This window comes from Bizionia myxarmorum (assembly GCF_008086205.1).
In the GTDB taxonomy this organism is placed as follows: domain Bacteria; phylum Bacteroidota; class Bacteroidia; order Flavobacteriales; family Flavobacteriaceae; genus Algorimicrobium; species Algorimicrobium myxarmorum.
On record NZ_VSKK01000003.1, the window covers coordinates 316,343 to 338,611 of the forward strand.

The following is a 22,269-nucleotide window of genomic DNA, read 5'->3' on the forward strand; positions in this document are numbered from 1 at the left end:
CATTTTTTAAATCAACAATTGCCATCTTTAGAACCCTCTAAAACATCACGCATAGCTTTTGCTTTTGTAAGACATTCTTCATACTCACTTTCCGGTTTACTTTTAGCCGTAATGGCACTTCCTACAGAATAAGAAGCATATTTATTGGTTTGGTTATATAAAATACTTCGGATAACCACGTTAAAGTCGAAATCACCTTCAGGCGAAAAATAACCGACAGCTCCCGAATATAAACCGCGTTTGGTTTCTTCTAAATTTTCAATAATGGTCATTGCCGAAATTTTAGGAGCGCCCGTCATGCTTCCCATAGGGAAGGTGGTTTCAATAATATCAATCGGATTTGTAGTTTCTGAAACCGTACTTTGAACGGTAGAAATCATTTGATGCACTTGTTCAAAGCTATAGATTTGGCATAATTCTGGCACATGAACACTTCCTTTTATAGCCGTTTTTGATAAATCATTTCGCACCAAATCCACAATCATAATATTCTCACTGCGTTCTTTACTATCTGAAACCAATTGATTTTTCAGAAAGCTATCTTCTGCGCCATTTTTAGATCTTTTGGCTGTTCCTTTTATGGGTTGTGAAATAACGGTATTTCCTATTTTCCTTAAATAACGCTCGGGAGATGCCGACATGGCGAATTTATCATCCAATTTTAAGAAAGTAGCAAAAGGCGGTTTGGAAATGGCATTTAGATTGTTATAAATTTCTAAAGCCTCAATTGTAACGTTTTCAGCATAAAATTCTTGACAAAAATTAGCTTCGTAAATATCACCACGATGAATATGTGTTAACATCTGATTCACTTTTTCTAAATAAGCTTCCTTTTGAATTCTTGGCTGGATTTTTATGGGATTATCAGGAAGTTCTGAACTGTGAACCCGAGAAGTTTTTTCTATGGTTTCCAAATCGCTTTCCATCTCATCGTCCACCATATTCAAATAGCGCATTTCAACTTGATTCCCTTTAAAAAGAAATATTTTTTTAGGTTGAAAAAACCATAAATCCGGAAATTCTAAAGCATCGAAATTCTCCGATTTTAGGTGTTCTGTGGCGTTTTTAAGATCATAGCTTAAGTATCCAAAAAGCCAATCGTTTGTTAGTGTTTGGTATTCTTTAAGTTTCTGAAAAGCATCCGTAAAATCTGTTTGAATACTGGTAAAAGCATCAACGGCTAAAACCGCATCGTAACTACTATTTGTTTGGGTGAAATTATTAGAATCTAACCATAAAACTTCTCGGAATTGCTGACTCCACATCAGTAATTGATTTTTAAAGACCGGCATGTCTTGAGGCTGATATGTATGTGCTTTTCTCAAATAAAAGTTATTTACAAATTACCGAAAATTTCATTGGATAAAAAAGTGCTAGAATGCTTCTTATAAACTGATTTCATAAAGTTGGTATGCCATAAAGCATAAGAGTTATAAAAGATTTATCTTTGTGGGCTAAAACAGAAACTTTTGGACGCTATTACTTTTCAAGATTTAAAATTAAATACACCTTTATACAACGCATTAGACGATTTAGGTTTTACAAATCCTACGCCTATTCAAGCGGAAGCCTTTAATGTAGTTGCCTCTGGGAAAGATGTGGTGGGAATTGCACAAACCGGTACGGGGAAAACGTTTGCTTATATGTTACCTATTTTAAGAGGTCTCAAATATTCCGAGCAGGAAAATCCACGTATTATGGTTTTAGTTCCAACGCGTGAATTGGTTGTTCAGGTGGTTGATGAAATAGGAAAGTTAACAAAATACACCAATATTCGTGTTTTAGGCGTTTATGGTGGAGTAAATATTAATGCTCAAAAACGTGCGGTTGCCGAAGGTTTGGACATTATTGTAGCAACGCCGGGACGTCTATATGATTTGGCTGTAAGTCGCGTTTTACAACTAAAATCTATTCAGAAATTGGTGATTGATGAAGTTGATGTGATGTTAGATTTAGGATTTAGACATCAATTAATTAATATTTTTGATATCATGCCCGAGCGTCGCCAAAACATTATGTTTTCGGCAACTATGACTGAAGATGTAAGTGAACTTATTAATAATTTCTTTACAGTTCCAGAGGTTGTTTCCATTGCTGTTTCGGGAACGCCGTTAGATAATATTACACAAGAAAAATATGCCGTTGCTAACTTTTACACCAAATTAAATTTATTAAAGCATATTTTGAAAGATAAAGAAAACTTTAATAAAGTATTAATTTTTGTGGCTTTTAAGAAAATGGCCGATCGCTTATTTGATGCTTTAGATGAACGTTTTCATGATGAATTATGCGTAATTCACTCCAACAAAACACAAAACTACCGTTTACGAAGTATTGAGCAATTTCGTGCTGGTGAAAACCGAATTTTAGTGGCAACCGATGTTATGGCTCGTGGTTTGGATATTGATAATGTATCACATGTTATTAATTTTGATACGCCAAACTTCCCTGAAAACTATATGCACCGAATTGGTAGAACGGGTCGTGCAGAACGTGAAGGTCATTCCCTATTATTTTACACGGAGAAAGAGAAAGACGCTTTGGAACGTATAGAAAATTTAATGCAAATAACGATTCCGGAATTAGATTTTCCTGAAAACGTAAAAATAGCTACAGATCTTCTAGAGGAAGAACGTCCACAAATACAAGAACGTAATAATCCACTTAAATTGCGTGATGAGGATGCACCTGGTCCAGCTTTCCATGAAAAGAACGAAAAGAATAGTAAAGAAAACTTAGGCGGTTCTTACAAATTTAAAATTGCTGCTAAATATAAGAAGCCTAAAACTAGAGGTGATAAGAATTATAATAAGCGAAATAAAAAATAGTCCATCTTCTTGGCGTATTTATTAAAGTTTCATGCATGATTTATAAATTCCAGCGCAAACTGGAACTTATTTAATGCGTTTGCCTGTTGTAGAAAAGGATAAACCCTGTTGCCCTAAAGTAGAATTCATAATGCCCTCAAATAAAGGTTCTGATGTATTTTCAGCTTTTTTCCATTCAAAAATAAAATTGGAACCTGTTCCACCTTCTATATCCAGTTCCTCAATTATAACCTCGGTTGTTTCCATAGGTGCTAAATAAATAGATTTATCAAAATAGGTGCGAATTAGTTTACCTTGCGCATCATAATATTTAGCGCTCGTTACAAAAATGGTGTCAGTATCACTTGTATTGCGCATGCTAGCCATAGCAGTTAAATTATGCGTTTTATGCTGAGACATACTATAAATTTGAGAATAAATTGATAAATAGGTTTTGCCAGTTTCTAGAGAGTCTTTTGGGTTAACATCCATGCGCCTTTTACTCCAATTTTCGGCGTGATATTCCTCATGAGAAGGCAACTCGTTACAAGACGTTAAACAAGCAAAACTTATAAGTACACAAATAACTATTCTTGCCATAAAATCTGTTTTAAAGAGGAAGCAATATACGAATAGCATTTTTATTTCTTAAAAAAAATATCCTAAGCCAATTCTGTCAAAGGATTGCCAGTAAACATATATTTGATTGTCCCTAAAACATCATAAACTAGTTTAGGAGAATTTTAATGTTTTAAATATTTATTACTCATCCTTTTGTATGTAAGAGTAAATTATTCGCTCCGTATCTTGATTTTCAGCCAACTCCAGCAAACTTCTATTTACATCAGAAATAAGTTCTGAATTTAAAGAAAATGCAAAACCATAGCCCTGTTTATAATATTCTGCTTTACTGAGATATAATTTATCTTTTTCATTTTGTTTTATGAAATATAACAGTTGGGGCCTATCAAAAACAACAGCATCCACTTCTTTATTTTCAAGCTTAGCGATGGCGTCATCTAAATTCGATACGCTAACAACCTTGGCTTTCGCTTTTTTAAGAAAATCTTCAGACGTAGAACCGGAAACTGTAGCCGTTTTCCGATCAGAAAGTTGCTCAATATTTGAAAAGGTGGTTGCTCCTAGATAGGAAAGTGTTAGCGTACTTGCTATTCCAGCAACCATTGACGTTGCGAAAATAATAGAAATAATCATCCATGAACCCGCAATTATTCGGCCTACCAATGTTATAGGCGCCTTGTCACCATAACCGGTTGTACTCATCGTTACAACAGCCAACCACATACCAGTGCCTATACCGTGCAAGGCATCATGCGGAAATTGATCTGGTGATTTTTTACGTTCTGCCAACCAAAATAATGAACCTACAATAGCTAAAATAATCAGGAAAACGCCAACTGCTAATAGTAATTTAATACTGAAAAGTGGTTTGATTTTCTGCCATAAGCTATTGTTATCAATTCTGGAAATTATGGAAATACTTGAATTATAAAAAGGTTGCGAAAACCGCATAGTTTCTAATCTTTTAGCCGTAATACTAATGGAACCAACTACTAAATCTACATTACCTCTATCCAATGCCCGTAAGGCTTCATCAACTTGATTAAAAAAAACGTAGTCGTAACGCCATCCTTGATCTTTAGCAATTTTATCCCAAATTTCAACAGCAATGCCAGAATCGGAACCACTAAATACAAAAGGTTCACTACCTGTCACACCAACTCGCAGCGTTTTCGAATCCACTTGAGACGTATCTGATTGCGACCAAACCGTATTTACAAAAAAAGTAAGCGTTACTAATAAAAATGATTTTGAGAGTAATGTGAATTTCATGAAATTTTATTGGAGGTTTTTAAAATATGTCAAAGCTTATAAGATAAATGTTTAATGGCAAAACTGCCAAATTTATGACCTAAAATCAAGATGAATACACGAATTTAGCTTTTATTTCTTCTGTATACATATATCGATTTTACTATAATTCACTTTGAAAACATAAGCTAAATAGAAATAATAATGGTTATCAATTTAATTCCATTTCGCCATTAATTCCAAGACACCATTTTTTATACCTTCATAAAATTCCTGATTTTTAAATTTAGGAATTATCGTGTTTTCAATAACCTATTTGCAAATTTCATCAGTCAATTCAAAACTTGTATTGGTTCCAGTAGCTATACCAATTTGTCTACACGGCAAATCACTATAGTAAGTCCATTGTGTATTCCTGCCATTCCAACACCCCAATAATTGCCTAAATCCATTGCAAATCTTTGAATATCCGTATAAGGTTCTAAAGAGTTAATGGTTACTAAAGCGATTTGTAGTTTGGTTTTAATTTCATAATCGTAAAGAATTTTTTATAATTCGGCACTTTGAGATTCCGTTAGAATTTCCCCATAATCATTGACTATTCCAATGGATTTAGGAAAAACGTTCTTTTCAATTTCACTGGAATTTACTTCTGTTGTAATCTGATTTTTTTCAGTTTCTTGGGCAGAAACCGAAAATGAAAACAAAATTAAAGAAATAATAAGTGTTTTTAATTTCAAATTGATTTTCATAGTAAGTCTCTTAAAGTTTCACTTCTAGGTTTCAAAACTAATTTAGCAAATAAAAACACTATTTCAGGTTACTTCTATGTGCTTTTATAATTTTTTCCGCAATTTGATTCCCTATATAGACCGCACCATCCATATAACCTGAGAAATCTTGAGATGCTTCTGAACTTGAAATCAATAAGTTTTCTTCGTAATAAGATTCACGAAATACAGCGTTTCCATTGTTTTGATGTGGAAATAGAAAGGTTTCTGACTCTTCAAAGGTATAGTCTTCTTGACTCCAAATACATTCATTATAATCTATAAAATCCATTGCATTTTTACCGAAGGAAGATTTTAGTTGGTTTAAAACACGTTCGCGTCTTTCTTCATTAGAAAGATTTTTCAAAGTTGAACTCATAAAACCACAAAGCGCGTATTTGGATTGTTCAAAATTACAATGATCGTAAAATTCGGTTATCGGTCCGGTATTACTAAATAAAGCACCAGATTGAATGGCATCGCGCCAAAAAGGTTTGGCATATGTTAGGGCTACTTTAATAGAATCTTCCATCCACGTATGCGTTTTCTTGGCTATATCTATTAAATTTGATGGTAATTGAGGCTGAAATAAAATCTTTCTTGCCCACAATTTAGGAGGAATTGCTAACACTACTTTTTCGGCTTCATAAACACTATCCGCTATTACTTGAACACCATTTTCATGAAAACGAATTTCTTTAACGGTTTTATTGAGCAATACATTATTTTCATCCAATCCATTATATAATGTTTTGATGAGCTTGGCTGTTCCTCCTAAAATTCTATAACTAGGAGCTTGATTGGGAAGCTGAATCAATTGTGTTGGCGCCTCAGCGGATGGTTGATAAAATGCAGAACCATCCATATATTGTTCAAAATAATCTAATTTTAATTCGTGTAAAAGCGCTAGGAGATTTCGATGTGGGCTTTGAAACCAAGTGGCACCCAATTCAACTAGTGTATCATTTGCACTAAATAACGTGTGAATTCGCCCTCCTACCCGACTTCTGGATTCTAGAATTTTAAATGGAATACATTCCTTTTTTAAACGGTATGCCGTTAATAAACCTGATAATCCTGCGCCTACAATTATAACCATTTGGCAAAATTAAGGATAAATTCTCGTTTGCATAATTCATTTATGAGTAATTTGGTCCGAGTAGCTTTTGCAGATCTAAATTATGAACGAAAATAAAAACAACCCTAAAAAACCAAAAATGCCTTGGCCCACAAAAGACACTATGAAGCAGGTTTATGAGTTGAAACTTTGGGGAGATAATAAATCTGCATTCTATTCGGGTGCTGGTTCACATGAATCTGAATTAGTTGATCCTTATATTCAGGCAGTAACTGGGTTTTTATCGTCTTTTAACAACCCCATTACGGTTTGTGATCTTGGTTGTGGTGATTTTAATGTAGGCGAAAAATTAGTAAAATTCACTAAACAATACATAGCTGTTGATATTGTTCCAGATCTTATTATTCATAATAAAGAAACATTTAAAGCTGATAATTTAGAATTTCAATGTTTGGATATTGCAGTAGATGATTTACCGAAAGCCGATTGTGCATTGGTAAGACAAGTACTTCAACATTTATCAAATTCAGAAGTCCAGGAGATCCTTAATAAATTAAAAGCTTTTAAATACGTTATTATAACGGAACATATTTCAGCGGAAACATTCACACCTAATAAGGATATTATTTCTGGACAAGGCATCCGTTTAAAAAAGCAAAGTGGTTTAGATGTTTTGGTAGCACCTTTTAATTTTAAGGTTTTGGAGCAAAAACTATTGGTTTCAGTAATCGTTAATGACGGGAAGGAGATTATTGTAACGACTTTATACACTATTTTTTGAGATGTCTATGTTGGTCTCAAATTAAATTAAATCTTAGTAGTTTCGTGTAACTTGCTTTAGCTTCTAAAAATTTTTGACACGAATTTCACGAATTTTCACGAAATTAACAGACTTTCAATTTGATTCATAAACGTATTTAACCTTTATCCAAAGTGATTCAGTTATGGATTTTTCAAAATAATTAATTCAATTGAAATAATTCAAAATAAAAAACCACTCCGAATAAGAAGTGGTTTATTGTTTTTAAAAAGTTTGCTTTTAGGCTAAATTTAAACGTGTAAAGCACGATTTTCAGTTGCGGCTAATGCTGCTTCTTTAATGGCTTCTGCAAACGTTGGATGCGCGTGAGACATTCTAGAGATATCTTCTGCTGAAGCTCTAAACTCCATAGCTACAACCGCTTCGGCAATTAAATCTGCTGCACGAGCGCCTACCATGTGAAATCCTAAAATTTCATCGGTTGTTTTATCGGCTAGAATTTTTACAAATCCGTCTAAATCCATGCTCGCACGACTACGTCCTAATGCGCGCATTGGAAATTGTCCTACTTTATATTCTACGCCAGCTTCCGTTAGCTGCTCTTCCGTTTGTCCAACAGAGGCCACTTCCGGCCATGTATAAACCACGCCTGGAATTAAGTTATAATTAATATGCGGTTTTTGTCCAGCAATAGTTTCTGCAACAAATACACCTTCTTCTTCTGCTTTATGGGCTAACATAGCGCCTTTAATAACATCACCGATAGCGTAGATATTTTTAGCAGATGTTTGTAAATGTTCGTTAACGTCTATTTGACCACGTTCGTTTAATTTAACACCGGCAGCTTCCGCATTTAAACCGTCTGTATAAGGACGACGACCAACAGATACTAAACAATAATCGCCTTTAAACTCAATTTCTTCACCTTTTTTATTATCAGCTTTTACTATGACTTCGTCACCGATACGTTCCACCGATTTCACTTTATGAGATGTGTTGATTTTGAATTTTTGTTTCTTCAACACTTTATTTAACTCTTTTGAAAGACCAGCATCCATAGTTGGAATAATCCGATCCATATATTCAATTACAGTCACTTCGGCACCTAAACGTTTATAAACTTGACCTAATTCCAGGCCAATTACACCGCCGCCAATAACAATCATATGTTTTGGAATTTCTTTAAGCTTTAATGCTTCTGTAGAAGTGATAACACGTTCTTTATCAAGTGTTATAAAAGGTAAATTTGAAGGTTTACTTCCAGTAGCGATAATGATATTTTTTGCTTCAATTTCAGTATCCTTATCACCTTTGATTATAATATGAGTGGCATCTTTGAAACTTCCTAAACCTTGATACACATCAATGTTATTCTTCTTCATTAAAAAATCAATACCACCTGTTGTGGTATCAACAACCGATTGCTTACGTGCAATCATTTGTTTTAGATTCACTTTAATTTCACCTGGAATATCAATGCCATGTTCTTCAAAATGCTTAATCGCATCTTCATAATGGTGACTTGAATCTAAAAGTGCTTTACTTGGAATACAACCTACGTTTAAGCAGGTTCCACCAAGCGTTGTATATTTTTCTATAATAGCTGTTTTTAATCCTAGTTGCGCGCAACGAATAGCTGCTACATAGCCTCCAGGTCCAGAGCCGATAATGGCCACATCATATGAATTCATATAATTGATTTCTTTAAGTTACAAAGATGTTTTTAGCATGGTTATCATGCTTTAAATTTTAATTCATACAAAAATACAAATGTTTTATGGGTAGGCAATAAAAAAGTGACTTCATAATAAATACCTTTTAAAATAGGAGCATAAAAAAGGGCAACGCTAACAAACTGTCAGGCTGCCCTTAATTTAAGGTACTCCCTCAAATAATAGCATTACAAATATGTCATTTTATTTAAAGTCTTACAATACTCAAATTGAGTAAATCTATATAAAACCGATGTTAATCTTCAGCATTCCAACCAATTCACCGGTAGATGATATGTTTAATTTTTTTAAAATATTTCTACGATGCGTATCTACGGTATTGGGACTAATATATAAACTATCCGCAATTTCTTTACTAGATTTATTAAGGGTTAATAACCGAATTACGTCGCGTTCCCGATTACTTAACCCATCCGTTAATAAGCTTTGCGAATAATTATTGAAGAATTTAGTTTCATACTCATTTTGGTCATTTAATAATTTAGCCGAAACGGTGATAGGCATTTTTACTTGTGCATCCATAACCGTATAATGGGCTAAACCCATAATGGGTTTCATTTCCGCATCAAATTCTAAAGGCGTTGTGTTTTGAATGATATTTACATAATCATCTTGCTCATTTTTAAAACGATAATTCCAAGTATAACTCATCCGGTAACGTTTATTTAAAGGAATATCTTCCAATGTATAAACCATTAAATCATTTAAACCCTTAAGCCATAATTCGATATCTTCCGGATGAATTCGGCTCCAAAAATTTCGCATGCCTTCATTAAGCAGTACATTTTTATCCAAGCCTAAACATGCTTTCATATTTTTACTGACAAATTCGAAGGTTAAATTTTGCGTATTTGTAATACAGAAAAAGGTTGAACTGTAAGGCAAATACTCGTCCAGTTCCATTATTTTTTTAATATGTGTATCAAGTTCCGGATGGGCATAAGAACTGAAAATATCTTGATAAATTTTTTCGATGTTTTGGTAATTCATAGAATTTTTTATCGTGTTTAGTTAGAACAACTTGCACTAAAAATACATAAAATCTCATACAATTAATCTTTTATATCTTCTAAAATCCATTCTACTTCTGGATCATGATCATTAAAAATATCGTTACGAGTCGGCACAATTTTTATATCTGGCTTAACTCCAAAGCCATTTGGCTCGACTTTATAGGGTGCATCAATTTGCATTAAACCAAATCGTACCGACACTAAAGAGTTCTCTAAATCATAGATCTTGTAGAGTCCTGCAACCGTTCCATTATAAGCGCCTCCAGCTTCTTCGCCTACAAATGTTGCTAAATTATTGGCTTGAATATTTGTAGACAAAATGGAAGACGCAGAAAATGAATTTCCGTTAATTAATACATATAATTTTCCTTTATAATTGTTTTCAAAAGGCGATTTTAATTTGGAGTATCTAAATTTGTAAAACAGTTCATCGTCTACCTTTTTAGTTTTTATTAAATTGTGGGTTATAATAATGGGAGAAAGAAGTCCCGCTACAATTTTTAAGCCTAAAGGGCTGCCATTACTCATCGTATAAACCATAAACGGTATTCTCGTTTTTATTTCGCTTTCATTTATTAATTGAAAATCCTCTTGAGCCAAATAACGGTATAGATAAAAAATTTCATCAATTCGTCCGCCGCCATTATCACGAAGGTCAATAATTAAATTAGGCGTTTTTAAAGAATCTAATTGTTCAAAGCTTTGCTTGTAGAATTTCTTATAATTACCATTTCCAAAGCCCCGAATTTTTATTATAGCCACCAAACTATCGGGATCCACAAAATTAAAATTCCGCGTATATTTTCCTTCAGAGCCTTCAAAACCAAAGATTTTATTTTTTAAACGCTTGTGTTTAGCTTCTTGTTTTTTAATTAATTTTTCAGCTTTTGACAGTTTAGGCGCTTTAATGGGATCATTTAGCTTTTTTAAGGAGTCCGATTTACTAAGCGTAGAATCCTTTGGGATCCGTCTAAACATTTTGGTGTAAAGTAAATCTTGTTCTTTAAAAGTAACAGACAGACTATCTAAAAACCCTTTATCACGAGCATATAGTTTCTGAAAAGCACGCCCTAAATACCTGTCATAAAGGGTGGTATTAAAACCATCAGATGCATATAGCTTTTGGTATTTTTTAATTAATTCCATGACGGGTTCATTTTCAATTTGGACAACTTCACTTCCTATTAATAAAGAATCCGTTTTGGATTCTGTAACCCACAATTTCTTGTCAATATATTTGAAAGCTAAATCGTAAAATTCGAATTTCTCCTTTCTTAAAACTTTGCGTTCTTTTTTGGTGAATTGTATTTGTGGCGGCGTAACGGAGATATGACCTTGTCGGACTTCTGCGAGTACTGGCGCTAATTTTTCATAAAAATCATGACTCGTTAAAGGCTGTTTAATACTTGCCTTTAAGCTGTCAAATTTAAAGTCTAAATCCGTTTTTGAAATATATTGATATAAGCGTGGATGGTATTTTTGAAGTTGGTTGTAAACAGCATCTACATCATCTTGAAGTTCAACAATACTATGTAAACTGGTAACAATTTCATTGTGTTTTTTAACGCTTCCGCAGGAAAGAAATAGGAATAGGATTGATATTGACCAAAAATAATGGTGTTTCATGGAATAATTTCGCTTTTATTAGAAGCGCGAAATACGCAGTATTTTTTAAATAATAAAAATTGAATATCATAAAAAATTATAAAATAACTTAAATCATAATAGCTGTGGTATGTTTTACTTCGTTAATAACAAACATACTATGCGTACTTCCAATATGACTTATAGAGGTTAATTTTTTCACCATAAACTCTCTAAAATCTTCCATGTCCTGAACTATTACTTTCAATAAATAATCATAATCGCCACTTATATGGTAACATTCTGAAACTTCTTCTAAATTGGTAACTTCCCGTTCAAATTTCACGATATTATCTTGCGTATGTTGAACAAGTTTTATATGACAAAAAGCGACGAAACTTCTATCAACTTTATCTTTATTTACCAAAGCAACATATTGAGAAATTACGCCTTCACGTTCTAATTTCCGAATGCGTTCGTAAACGGCCGTAACAGATAAATTTAATTTGTTAGATAATTCTTTGTTGGTCTGCTTAGCATCCTCCTGAAGAAACTGTAAAAGCTTTAAATCGGTGACATCAAAATTCATGATTTTTGAAAAATTTTCATTAAAAAAACAAAAATAGCAATTTTGAATGTAATAAAATCTATCAATTAATGAATTTATAGTTTTATAATCTAAATTAAAGAGTATCTATTGATATATAATCTAATATTTCGGATTTTTACGTAATAATAATTTTAAATATTCAATTATCATGGCATTTAAACCAGCAAACAATATACAGGATTTACAATATTTCGGTGAATTTGGCGGTGTTAACCCATCTATCTCGGACTCATCAACTTACACATTTCTATCAGCTAAAACCATGTTTGATACCTTTGAAGGTAATGCGGACGGTTGTTATTTGTATTCCAGACACTCCACACCTTCTAACTTATATTTAGGTGAAGCTCTAGCCGCTATGGAAGGTACAGAAACGGCAAGCGTAACGGCATCAGGAATGGGCGCCATTACCCCTGTTATTATGCAGCTTTGTGGTGCTGGAGATCATGTGGTTTCAAGTAGAACAATTTATGGAGGAACTTATGCCTTTTTAAAGAATTTTGCGCCACGCTTTAATGTTAAAACAACATTTGTAGATATTACAAAACTAGACGTTGTTGAAGCTGCCATAACGCCTAATACTAAAATTTTGTATTGTGAGTCTGTTAGTAATCCGCTTTTAGAAGTTGCTGATATTTCTGAACTTTCAAAATTAGCCAAAAAGCATAATTTACAATTAGTTGTTGATAATACTTTTTCTCCATTATCAGTTTCGCCAGTTCAATTAGGTGCTGATATTGTTATTCACAGTTTAACCAAATTCATTAACGGGTCTAGTGATACAGTTGGTGGCGTGGTTTGTGGATCTCAAGAATTTATTGATAGTTTGCGTAATGTAAATGATGGTGCTTGCATGTTATTAGGTTCTACAATGGACAGTTTAAGAGCGGCTTCCATTTTAAAAAACCTACGCACCTTACATATTAGAATGCAGCAACACAGTTTAAACGCCACGTATTTAGCCGAAAAATTTGAAGCTGATGGTTTAAAAACTGTGTATCCTGGTTTGGCCTCGCATCCATCACACGATTTATTTAAATCTATGATGAATGAAAAATATGGTTTTGGTGGCATGTTAACTATTGATGTAGGCTCATTAGAAAACGCCAACGCGCTTATGGAATTAATGCAAGAGAAAAATTTAGGTTACTTAGCCGTAAGTTTAGGATTCTATAAAACCCTATTTTCAGCTCCAGGAAGCTCAACCTCCTCTGAAATACCAGAAGATGAACAAAAAGAAATGGGATTAAGTAATGGCTTAATTCGTTTTTCTATTGGTTTAGATGCTGATATTGAACGCACTTATAAAACTATGCGTGCGTGCATGGAATCTTTAGATATTCTATAAATAGGATATTTTAAATTATAGACTAAAAGGAGTTCATTATTATGAGCTCCTTTTTTATTTGAGGTATTATCATATTTTTATTTGCGACTTGACTTTAGTATTTGCATACTTTATCCGAAAATCGTAACATTACAATCCGAATTAAATAAACACCCATGAAGCAGGACGATAATAATCTATCTAACATTGAAATTGAAGACCAAACGATCATTGACAATAAAGAGTTAAGTATTTGGGAAGCTTTAATTCCCGTGGTTTTATTAATGCTTATGCTAGCTTACAATATCTTTCTTGCGGATGGTGAAGCTTTAGGAGAATATTCCAATCAGTTTATATTATTATTAGGCGGTGGTGTTGCCGCAGTGGTAGGATTTTTCAATAAAGTAGGCTTCAAGGCCATGCTTAAAGAAGTTTGGGAAAATTTACGCAGTGTTTTTGTGCCTATTATGATTTTGTTTTTAGTTGGTGCTTTAGCAGGAACTTGGCTTATTAGCGGCGTAATTCCGGCTATGGTTTATTACGGTCTTCAAGTTTTAAGTCCTGGAATATTTTTGCCAGCATCTGTTGTAATTTGTGCTGTTATTTCCATTGCAACTGGTAGTTCATGGACAACTTCTGCTACCGTTGGTATTGCTTTAATAGGTATTGGAACTGCTTTAGGGATTCCTACAGGTATGATTGCTGGTGCTGCCATTTCTGGAGCCTATTTTGGAGATAAAATGTCGCCTTTAAGTGATACTACAAATTTAGCGCCTGCTATGGCAGGGACGGATTTATTTACACACATTCGTTATATGGCGTTAACAACTGTGCCAACCATTATAATTACACTTATTGCTTTTACAATCATGAGTATGTCCATTGATACAACCGGTAACGCTGATTTAACAAGCCTTTTAGTGAGTATTGATAAAACCTTCCAAATTACACCATTGCTATTTATAGTGCCTTTAGTAGTTATTGTACTCATTTTATTAAAAACAAAACCACTTATAGCCTTAGGTGTTGGTGTTTTATTAGCTGCTGTTTTTGCTTTTATATTTCAACCAGCCATTTTAGATAGTTTGGGTGACACCAAGTTGGGCGCTACTTTCCATGCTATTTTAACAGATACGCAAATTATAACGGATAATGAAAAGCTTAACGACTTGTTTGCTGCTGGCGGTATGAAAGGGATGATCTGGACGATATTACTTATATGTTGTGCTATGTTTTTTGGTGGCATCATGGATGCCATTGGCGCTTTAGCTAGAATAACGAAAGTATTATTATCTTTTGCAACCACTGTTTTCGGACTATTTGCCAGTACGGTTATTAGCTGTTTAGGATTAAATACCATTGCAAGCGATCAATATTTAGCCATTGTAATTCCAGGTAAAATGTTTAAGAAAGCCTATCAAGATAAAGGATTAGCACCTGAAAACTTGAGTAGAACGCTTGAAGATTCGGGTACAGTAACTTCAGTTTTAATTCCTTGGAATACCTGTGGTGCCTACCAAAGTAGTGTTCTAGGTGTTTCGGTAGCAGATTATTTTGTGTTTGCAATATTCAACTGGTTAAGTCCATTTATGACATTATTGTTCGCTGCTTTAAACATAAAAATCAAGCAATTAGCAGTTAAATCGATATAAACTATCGTAATATAAGTTTACTATAAGTTTAAACTATACTTCAATAAAGATTTAAAATTTCATTTATAAGTTTTACCTACATCTTGTGCCTACCTTTGTATTAAGAAAATTACTAATACTTAAAATATAAAAACATGGCCATAGTAGGAAAGAAATTCCCAAATTTAAACGTAGACGCAATGAATGACATGGGCGACACTTTTAAAGTGAACGTTCTTGAAGAAGCGATTAATAATAAGAAAAAAGTAGTATTATTTTGGTACCCAAAAGATTTTACTTTTGTGTGTCCAACTGAATTGCATGCATTTCAAGCAGCAATGAAAGAATTCGAAAAACGTAATACCATCGTTATCGGAGCTTCTTGTGATACGCCTGAAGTACACTTTGCTTGGTTAAATACACCAAAAGACAATGGCGGAATTGAAGGCGTTACCTATCCAATATTAGCAGATACAAACAGAAATTTATCTTCTACATTAGGAATTTTAGATATTATTAATGAGCAGTATAATGAAGAAACTGGCGTTGTAACTGTAGAAGGTGATAACGTAACATACAGAGCTACTTATTTAATTGATGAAGAAGGAACGGTTTTCCATGAAGGTATTAACCATATGCCAGTTGGTAGAAACGTAAATGAATTTTTACGTTTAATTGATGCGTATACTCACGTTCAAAAAAATGGTGAAGTTTGTCCAGCAAACTGGGAAGAAGGAAAAGACGCTATGCAAGCTAACGCGAAAGGAACTGCTGCATATTTAGCATCTCACTAATCACAATTCTTCCACTTAAAAGAAAATATTTTCAATACAAAAATAATGATCTAGTAGAAGTCCTTCCTTTTTAGGAAGGGCTTTCTTTAGACTAAAATTTATAAACATGGTACAGGAATTAGAACAAGATAATTTACAAGATATCATTAACAATAATGATACAGTAGTGGTACAATATTCAGCAACTTGGTGTGGTAATTGTCGCATTATGAAGCCGAAATTCAAAAAATTGGCAACAGAGCACGAAGGTGTAACTTTTGTGATTGCGGATGCCGAGAAATTTCCAGAAAGTAGAAAATTAGCAACAGTTGATAATTTACCAACTTTTGCGACTTTCAAAAATGGTGAATTTGTTGGACAAGAGCAAACCAATAAATTTGATGTTTTAAAAGAACTTGTTGATACCGTAATCTAGAACTTATGAAACTACCTGTAATTAAACATTTGACGCAATTTATTGAAGACAATGACGAAGATTTTGTATTAGAAACCATTGAAACTTTAGAATCATTAACGGAAGTATCGTCTTTAAAAGATGAAGAGCTAGATGTCATTGGCGAACTTATCTCTAATATGTATGGTGCTATTGAAGTAACAAAAATGATGAAAGAAGGCACGCCGCAAAAAGAAGCTTTAAATAGTTTTATGAAACGTGTTCTTGGATCTATTGACAAGTAATCTTATTGATGTATAAAATATAAAAAGCCTCTAAAATTAATTTTTAGAGGCTTTTTACAATTCAAATAAAAGTATAGACTAATATATCTTTATGATTTTGGTAATAATACCGCATCAATGACATGAATAACACCGTTAGACTGGTTCACATCAGCAATAGTTACTTGAGCTGAATTGCCATTTTCATCTTTAACATACACATGTTTTCCTTTCATCCAAGCGGTTAAAGTGCCACCACTTAAAGTTTTAATTTCTGCTGTACCATTTCCTTTTTTAATAGCTTTCATAATATCTTCAGCACTCCAGTTTCCAGAAGCCACATGATATTTTAAAATAGATTGTAACATCATTTTATTTTCAGGCATTAATAAAGTATCAACAGTTCCTGCAGGTAATTTACTAAAAGCGCTATTTGTTGGAGCAAAAACGGTAAAAGGACCTTCACTAGATAAAGCATCTACTAAATCAGCAGCTTTAACTGCCGCTACTAATGTGGTATGATCTTTAGAGTTGACAGCATTTTCAATAATGTTTTTTGTAGAATACATTTCAGCACCACCAACCATTTTAGTTTCTTGCTTCATCATTTTACTTTGTGCAGACATAGACATGGATAAAACCATAGTAAATACAAATGTTGCAACGGTTACTAATTTCAAATTTTTCATTTTATTAATTTTTATGTTATTAATTTGTTTATACCCTACTAACGTAATTATTTGAAAGTCGGTTTTTATTTTTCAAAAGAAATATTAATAGTCCCTCTATTTATTAGGAAAAAGCGGACATAAAAAAGTCACTTTATTTACAAAGTGACTTTTAATGCTATCAATTAGGGGGAATTCTTATTTTGGTAATAAAACAGAATCAATAACATGAATAACACCGTTTGATGTTTTCATATCTGTTGCTTCAATTTTAGACCAATTCTTGTTTTCGTCTACTAAATATACCGCACCATCTTTCATTTGTGCAGTTAATTTGTTTCCGCTTACAGTTTCAATCATTGCTTTACCATTAGATTTTTTAATCATGGCTACAACATCACTTGCCATAACAGACCCTGCAACAACGTGATATTTTAAAACTGTTTGTAAAGTTTCTTTACTTTCTGGCTTCAATAAACCTTCAACTGTACCTTCTGGTAATTTTGCAAAGGCACTATTAGTTGGTGCAAAAACCGTGAAAGGTCCTTTACTAGATAATACATCTACCAAATCGGCAGCTTTAACAGCAGCCACTAGCGTAGTAAAATCTTCAGATGACATAGCTGTTTCAACTATGCTTTTATCTTGAGCTTTAACGTTCCAAGATAAAAGCATCATTAAACTTACTACTACGGACTTAATTACATTTTTCTTTTTCATAACATTTCTATTTTTGTGATTTTGTTTAACAAATATACAATTAAGTTAAACAAAGTAAATTCCTTTTACCAAAACTTTAACGTAATTAAATCTGGGGACATCTTACTATTTTGGTCTATATTTAGTATTTTTAAGTTCACAAAAAAATAATATTATGGCAACAGTAACTTTTCATGGAGACAACATACAAACCTCGGGAACACTCCCGAAAACAGGAACAAAGGCTCCAGATTTTAAATTAACAGATACCAAACTAGGCTCTAAATCATTAAGTGATTATTCAGATAAAAAAGTGGTCTTAAATATATTTCCAAGTATTGATACAGGTGTTTGTGCTGCTTCCGTTAGAAAATTTAATGAAGAAGCTAATAAGTTAGAGAATACGACTGTTTTATGTATTTCTCGCGACTTACCTTTTGCTTTAAATCGCTTTTGCGCTGCAGAAGGTTTGGAAAATGTGGTGTCACTTTCAGATTTTAAAGATGGAAATTTCGGAAAAACCTATGGTGTAGATTTCACTAATGGCCCTTTACAATCACTACTTTCTAGAAGTGTAGTTGTGGTAAACCAAAAAGGTGATGTAGTTTATACGGAACAAGTTGCAGAAACGGGAGATGAACCAAATTATAAAGCAGCTTTGAAGGCTTTAATGGATGCATAAGAAAGAATCGTTTTTAATAAATCGATTAAAAAGTATTACATATGCTTTTAAAGGCGCTTTTATACTAGTCTCAACCGAGGCTAGTATAAAAGTGCAATTTTTTATTGGCATCCTGATGACGGTTGCTGGTTTCTGTTTTAATATTTCACCCACAGAATGGTTGCTCCAAATTGCGGCCATTGGATTAATAATGGCATTAGAAGGCGTAAACACTGCTATTGAAGAAATAGCAGATTTTGTGCACCCAAATTATCATGTGAAAATTGGACTGATAAAAGATATTTCTGCAGGAGCCGTTTTTATCTTCGCCATTACGGCTATTATCATGGGTTGCATCATTTATATTCCCAAGGTTTTTTAAATCCATTTAGCTTTAGGATAAACCCTAACTATTTGTATTTTTGTGGTAATCTGATATGTTAAAAACATACTATTTCAGATTCAATAATTAGTGATGAAATAATCTTTTCTGTTAGCACAGAAAACCTATATGGCCAAGAAGAAAACAAACACAACAAAAACTACTAAACCTAAAGTAAAGGCGCCTCGTTTTAAACTATCAAATCAGCAAAAACTGGTTTTAGGTAGCTTTTTAATGATTGCCGGCGTACTTCTTTTTATTGCCTTTGTTTCTTACTTTTTTACAGGAAATAACGATCAAAGCACGCTTTCGGAATTTACCAATAAAGCTGTAGAATCAGATAATTGGTTAAATAAGTTGGGCGCTTGGGTAAGTGATTTCTTCATTTATCGCGGATTTGGTGTGGCATCTTTTATTTTTGCTGGACTAATTTTACTGTCTGGTGTATTTGTTCTTATTAACGGAAACAAGTCTAAACTCTTTAAACATTGGTTTTGGAGTGTTTTAATTATTATATGGATTTCAATTTTATTCGGATTCTTTTCTGAAAAATGGAATGTTTTAGGTGGAACAATCGGTTTTGAAATGAATGCTTACCTACAAGTTTATTTAGGTAAAATTGGAACCGCGCTCCTACTCTTTTTCGGATTGATCATTTATTTGGCCATTCGTTTTAGAATGACATTTGATACGTTTAAAAATATGTTTTCGGCTGTTAAAAAAGATATTAGCGATAATCTAAAAGACAGTAAAACAAATGATGATCTTATAGTTCCTTTGGATAACGACTTATCTGCAGAGGCCGAAGATATAAAATCCGCGTTTAGCTTAACCATTGAAGAAAGCAAACCAGAAGAGACCATTATTCCAGTTCAAAAGAAAGAAGAACTTAAACCTACTCCTAAAATAGTGGAACAGGATGAGGAACAGGATATGCAAATGGAAGTTGAAACTGTAGCCGAAGAATTATCAGAAACTGATAATTTAGCTAATAAATTGGTGGAAGATTTTGGCCAGTTTGATCCTACTTTGGAATTAAAAAAGTACCAATTTCCGTCTTTAGATTTACTTAAAAAATACGAATCAGAGGGCATCACTATCAACCAAGAAGAATTAGAAGAAAACAAAAACCGTATTGTTGATACTTTAAATAACTACAAAATCGGAATTTCTAGTATTAAAGCAACCATTGGTCCAACGGTAACCTTGTATGAAATTATACCAGAAGCTGGTGTGCGTATTTCAAAAATTAAAAACTTGGAAGATGATATTGCTTTATCACTTTCTGCTTTAGGGATTCGAATTATAGCGCCTATTCCAGGAAAAGGAACTATTGGTATTGAAGTGCCGAATAAAAATTCGACTATCGTTTCGATGCGCTCCGTTATTGCTTCTCAAAAATTTCAAAAATCAGAGATGTTTTTGCCTATTGCTTTAGGTAAAACTATTAGTAATGAAACCTATGTGGTAGATTTAGCTAAAATGCCACACTTATTAATGGCTGGTGCAACTGGTCAAGGAAAATCTGTAGGACTAAATGCTGTTTTAACATCCTTACTTTATAAGAAACATCCAGCGGAAGTTAAGTTTGTATTAGTAGATCCGAAGAAAGTTGAATTAACGCTATTTAATAAAATTGAACGTCATTATCTCGCTAAATTACCAGATAGTGAAGAAGCGATAATTACAGATAACAAAAAGGTTATTAATACATTGAATTCTCTTTGTATAGAAATGGATAACCGTTATGAGTTATTAAAAAACGCTTTATGTAGAAATATTGCCGAATATAACGTGAAATTCAAAGCACGAAAACTAAACCCTAATGATGGGCATCAGTTTTTACCTTATATTGTATTAGTAGTTGATGAGTTTGCCGATTTAATTATGACGGCTGGTAAAGAAGTGGAGACACCTATTGCCCGTTTAGCACAATTAGCACGAGCCATTGGTATTCACTTAATTATTGCCACACAAAGACCTTCTGTAAACGTTATTACAGGTATTATTAAAGCGAATTTCCCGGCACGTATAGCCTTTCGTGTAACAAGTAAAATTGATTCACGGACTATTTTAGATGGTTCAGGTGCTGATCAGTTAATTGGTCGTGGAGATATGCTTTTCACTCAAGGTAACGAAATGATTCGGATTCAATGTGCTTTTGTAGACACGCCGGAAGTAGAAAGAATTACCGATTTTATCGGTTCACAAAAAGCATATCCAGACGCCTATTTACTTCCGGAGTATGTAGGGGAAGAAAGTGGCACAAGTCTTGATGTAGACATAAGCGACAGGGATGTTTTGTTTCGAGATGCTGCCGAAATCATCGTTACAGCACAACAAGGTTCCGCGTCATTATTACAACGTAAATTAAAATTAGGATACAATCGTGCTGGTCGTTTAATAGATCAGTTAGAAGCTGCTGGAATTGTTGGTGGATTTGAAGGTAGCAAAGCCCGACAGGTTTTAATGCCAGATTTAACGGCTTTAAATCAGCTGTTAGATAACGAAACATCTTAATTAAAAATAAATCACCTCATTAAGAGGCAAAGAATAAACATAAAGTAATGAAAAAATTAATTGTTTTAGTATTGGTATTGGCTACTTCCTTGAGTTTTGCTCAAGATAATGATGCCAAAGTTTTATTGAATAAAGTTTCTAAAAAAGTAAAAAGTTATAATAATATTTCAATCGATTTCAAATACGCTTTGAATAATGATGCTGAAAATATTAAACAAGAAACGCGTGGTGATGTTGTTATTCAAGGTGAAAAATACCGTTTAAATATTTTAGGTATTACCCGTATATTTGATGGTAAAACCCTTTATAGTATTAGCCCAGATGATGAAGAAGTCACTATTTCATCGAATAACACGGAAGATGAAAACAGCATTACGCCAAGTAAAATGTTATCGTTTTACGAAACTGGATATACCTATAAAATGGATATTCTTCAAAATGTTCAAGGTCGAAAAATTCAGTATGTGAAGTTAACGCCAAGTGATTCCAAGTCGGAAATTAAACACATACTTTTAGGTATTGATGCACAAACAAATCATATCTACAATTTAATAGAAACAGGAAAAAATGGTACAAAAACCACGTTAACTGTTAATTCTTTTAAAACGAATGAGCCCTTATCAAAAACCTTATTTACTTTTGATTCAGAAAAATATAAAGATCACTACATCAATAAATTAGATTAGTTCATTTAAACTATTAATGATTAGTTTTATTTTAAGATAGACGGAGTTATTTACAT

23 protein-coding genes are annotated in these 22,269 nt (G+C 33.2%); 11 read left to right on the forward strand and 12 right to left on the reverse strand.

Going from position 1 to position 22,269, the window contains the following annotated elements; all coding sequences use genetic code 11:
• Positions 1 to 11 precede the first annotated feature (11 nt).
• Positions 12 to 1,325, reverse strand: coding sequence for an anthranilate synthase component I family protein (locus tag ES674_RS12650; RefSeq protein WP_246126045.1), 1,314 nt, complete (start codon positions 1,323 to 1,325; stop codon positions 12 to 14).
• A gap of 153 nt (positions 1,326 to 1,478) precedes the next feature.
• On the opposite strand from ES674_RS12650, the gene ES674_RS12655 reads away from it, so the two are divergent.
• Positions 1,479 to 2,828, forward strand: coding sequence for a DEAD/DEAH box helicase (locus ES674_RS12655; protein WP_148404633.1), 1,350 nt, complete (start codon positions 1,479 to 1,481; stop codon positions 2,826 to 2,828).
• 66 nt (positions 2,829 to 2,894) lie between these two features.
• Here the strand turns inward: ES674_RS12655 and ES674_RS12660 are convergent, their stop codons facing one another.
• From ES674_RS12660 to ES674_RS12675, 5 genes are all read right to left on the reverse strand, one after another.
• A complete protein-coding gene (locus tag ES674_RS12660; RefSeq protein WP_148404523.1) occupies positions 2,895 to 3,407 on the reverse strand; it encodes a DUF3124 domain-containing protein in 513 nt (170 codons plus the stop codon).
• 162 nt (positions 3,408 to 3,569) lie between these two features.
• Positions 3,570 to 4,661: a transporter substrate-binding domain-containing protein gene (locus ES674_RS12665; RefSeq protein ID WP_148404525.1), complete on the reverse strand. Its 1,092-nt coding sequence runs from the start codon at positions 4,659 to 4,661 to the stop codon at positions 3,570 to 3,572.
• 341 nt (positions 4,662 to 5,002) lie between these two features.
• Positions 5,003 to 5,185, reverse strand: coding sequence for a TPM domain-containing protein (locus ES674_RS15645; RefSeq protein ID WP_317132056.1), 183 nt, complete (start codon positions 5,183 to 5,185; stop codon positions 5,003 to 5,005).
• Positions 5,186 to 5,188: 3 nt separating this feature from the next.
• Complete coding sequence (locus ES674_RS15650) at positions 5,189 to 5,392, reverse strand: hypothetical protein (RefSeq protein ID WP_246126046.1); 204 nt, start codon at positions 5,390 to 5,392, stop codon at positions 5,189 to 5,191.
• 58 nt (positions 5,393 to 5,450) lie between these two features.
• Complete coding sequence (locus tag ES674_RS12675; protein ID WP_148404527.1) at positions 5,451 to 6,509, reverse strand: flavin monoamine oxidase family protein; 1,059 nt, start codon at positions 6,507 to 6,509, stop codon at positions 5,451 to 5,453.
• 82 nt (positions 6,510 to 6,591) lie between these two features.
• Here ES674_RS12675 and ES674_RS12680 point away from each other — a divergent pair, with 82 nt between their 5' ends.
• The gene (locus tag ES674_RS12680) at positions 6,592 to 7,269 is read left to right on the forward strand and encodes a class I SAM-dependent methyltransferase (RefSeq protein WP_148404529.1); all 678 of its coding nucleotides are present in this window, start codon (positions 6,592 to 6,594) and stop codon (positions 7,267 to 7,269) included.
• A gap of 269 nt (positions 7,270 to 7,538) precedes the next feature.
• Here ES674_RS12680 and lpdA read toward each other — a convergent pair whose 3' ends face one another.
• From lpdA to ES674_RS12700, 4 genes are all read right to left on the reverse strand, one after another.
• Entirely contained in the window at positions 7,539 to 8,939 is a 1,401-nt protein-coding gene (lpdA, locus tag ES674_RS12685) for a dihydrolipoyl dehydrogenase (protein ID WP_148404531.1), read from the reverse strand.
• 261 nt (positions 8,940 to 9,200) lie between these two features.
• Complete coding sequence (locus ES674_RS12690; protein ID WP_148404533.1) at positions 9,201 to 9,971, reverse strand: response regulator transcription factor; 771 nt, start codon at positions 9,969 to 9,971, stop codon at positions 9,201 to 9,203.
• Positions 9,972 to 10,033: 62 nt separating this feature from the next.
• The gene (locus ES674_RS12695) at positions 10,034 to 11,620 is read right to left on the reverse strand and encodes a S41 family peptidase (RefSeq protein WP_148404535.1); all 1,587 of its coding nucleotides are present in this window, start codon (positions 11,618 to 11,620) and stop codon (positions 10,034 to 10,036) included.
• Between the two features lie 88 nt (positions 11,621 to 11,708).
• Entirely contained in the window at positions 11,709 to 12,167 is a 459-nt protein-coding gene (locus ES674_RS12700) for an Lrp/AsnC family transcriptional regulator (RefSeq protein ID WP_148404537.1), read from the reverse strand.
• A 169-nt stretch (positions 12,168 to 12,336) separates the two neighbouring features.
• Here ES674_RS12700 and ES674_RS12705 point away from each other — a divergent pair, with 169 nt between their 5' ends.
• From ES674_RS12705 to ES674_RS12725, 5 genes are all read left to right on the forward strand, one after another.
• Complete coding sequence (locus ES674_RS12705; RefSeq protein WP_148404539.1) at positions 12,337 to 13,536, forward strand: aminotransferase class I/II-fold pyridoxal phosphate-dependent enzyme; 1,200 nt, start codon at positions 12,337 to 12,339, stop codon at positions 13,534 to 13,536.
• Positions 13,537 to 13,691: 155 nt separating this feature from the next.
• A complete protein-coding gene (gene nhaC, locus ES674_RS12710; RefSeq protein WP_148404541.1) occupies positions 13,692 to 15,167 on the forward strand; it encodes a Na+/H+ antiporter NhaC in 1,476 nt (491 codons plus the stop codon).
• A gap of 134 nt (positions 15,168 to 15,301) precedes the next feature.
• The gene (locus ES674_RS12715) at positions 15,302 to 15,940 is read left to right on the forward strand and encodes a peroxiredoxin (RefSeq protein ID WP_148404543.1); all 639 of its coding nucleotides are present in this window, start codon (positions 15,302 to 15,304) and stop codon (positions 15,938 to 15,940) included.
• A 106-nt stretch (positions 15,941 to 16,046) separates the two neighbouring features.
• Complete coding sequence (locus tag ES674_RS12720) at positions 16,047 to 16,355, forward strand: thioredoxin family protein (protein ID WP_148404545.1); 309 nt, start codon at positions 16,047 to 16,049, stop codon at positions 16,353 to 16,355.
• Positions 16,356 to 16,360: 5 nt separating this feature from the next.
• A complete protein-coding gene (locus ES674_RS12725; RefSeq protein WP_148404547.1) occupies positions 16,361 to 16,618 on the forward strand; it encodes a DUF6952 family protein in 258 nt (85 codons plus the stop codon).
• An 89-nt stretch (positions 16,619 to 16,707) separates the two neighbouring features.
• On the opposite strand, the gene ES674_RS12730 is transcribed toward ES674_RS12725, so the two are convergent.
• Together ES674_RS12730 and ES674_RS12735 are read right to left on the reverse strand one after the other, a co-directional pair.
• Positions 16,708 to 17,286, reverse strand: a complete 579-nt coding sequence (locus ES674_RS12730) for a fasciclin domain-containing protein (RefSeq protein ID WP_211359291.1) — start codon at positions 17,284 to 17,286, stop codon at positions 16,708 to 16,710.
• Between the two features lie 177 nt (positions 17,287 to 17,463).
• Positions 17,464 to 17,985: a fasciclin domain-containing protein gene (locus tag ES674_RS12735; protein ID WP_148404549.1), complete on the reverse strand. Its 522-nt coding sequence runs from the start codon at positions 17,983 to 17,985 to the stop codon at positions 17,464 to 17,466.
• 154 nt (positions 17,986 to 18,139) lie between these two features.
• Here ES674_RS12735 and tpx point away from each other — a divergent pair, with 154 nt between their 5' ends.
• The 4 genes from tpx to ES674_RS12755 all read left to right on the forward strand — a co-directional run bounded on the left by tpx (position 18,140) and on the right by ES674_RS12755 (position 22,213).
• A complete protein-coding gene (gene tpx, locus ES674_RS12740) occupies positions 18,140 to 18,646 on the forward strand; it encodes a thiol peroxidase (RefSeq protein ID WP_148404551.1) in 507 nt (168 codons plus the stop codon).
• A complete protein-coding gene (locus ES674_RS12745) occupies positions 18,639 to 19,007 on the forward strand; it encodes a diacylglycerol kinase (RefSeq protein ID WP_148404553.1) in 369 nt (122 codons plus the stop codon). The genes tpx and ES674_RS12745 overlap by 8 nt, the downstream gene beginning before the upstream one ends.
• Before the next feature lie 129 nt (positions 19,008 to 19,136).
• Positions 19,137 to 21,527 (forward strand): DNA translocase FtsK, encoded by a 2,391-nt coding sequence (locus ES674_RS12750; protein ID WP_148404555.1) that lies wholly within the window; start codon positions 19,137 to 19,139, stop codon positions 21,525 to 21,527.
• A gap of 47 nt (positions 21,528 to 21,574) precedes the next feature.
• Positions 21,575 to 22,213 carry a LolA family protein gene (locus ES674_RS12755; protein ID WP_148404557.1) on the forward strand — a complete coding sequence of 213 codons (639 nt, stop codon included), beginning with the start codon at positions 21,575 to 21,577 and terminating at the stop codon, positions 22,211 to 22,213.
• The last annotated feature ends 56 nt before the right edge of the window (positions 22,214 to 22,269 follow it).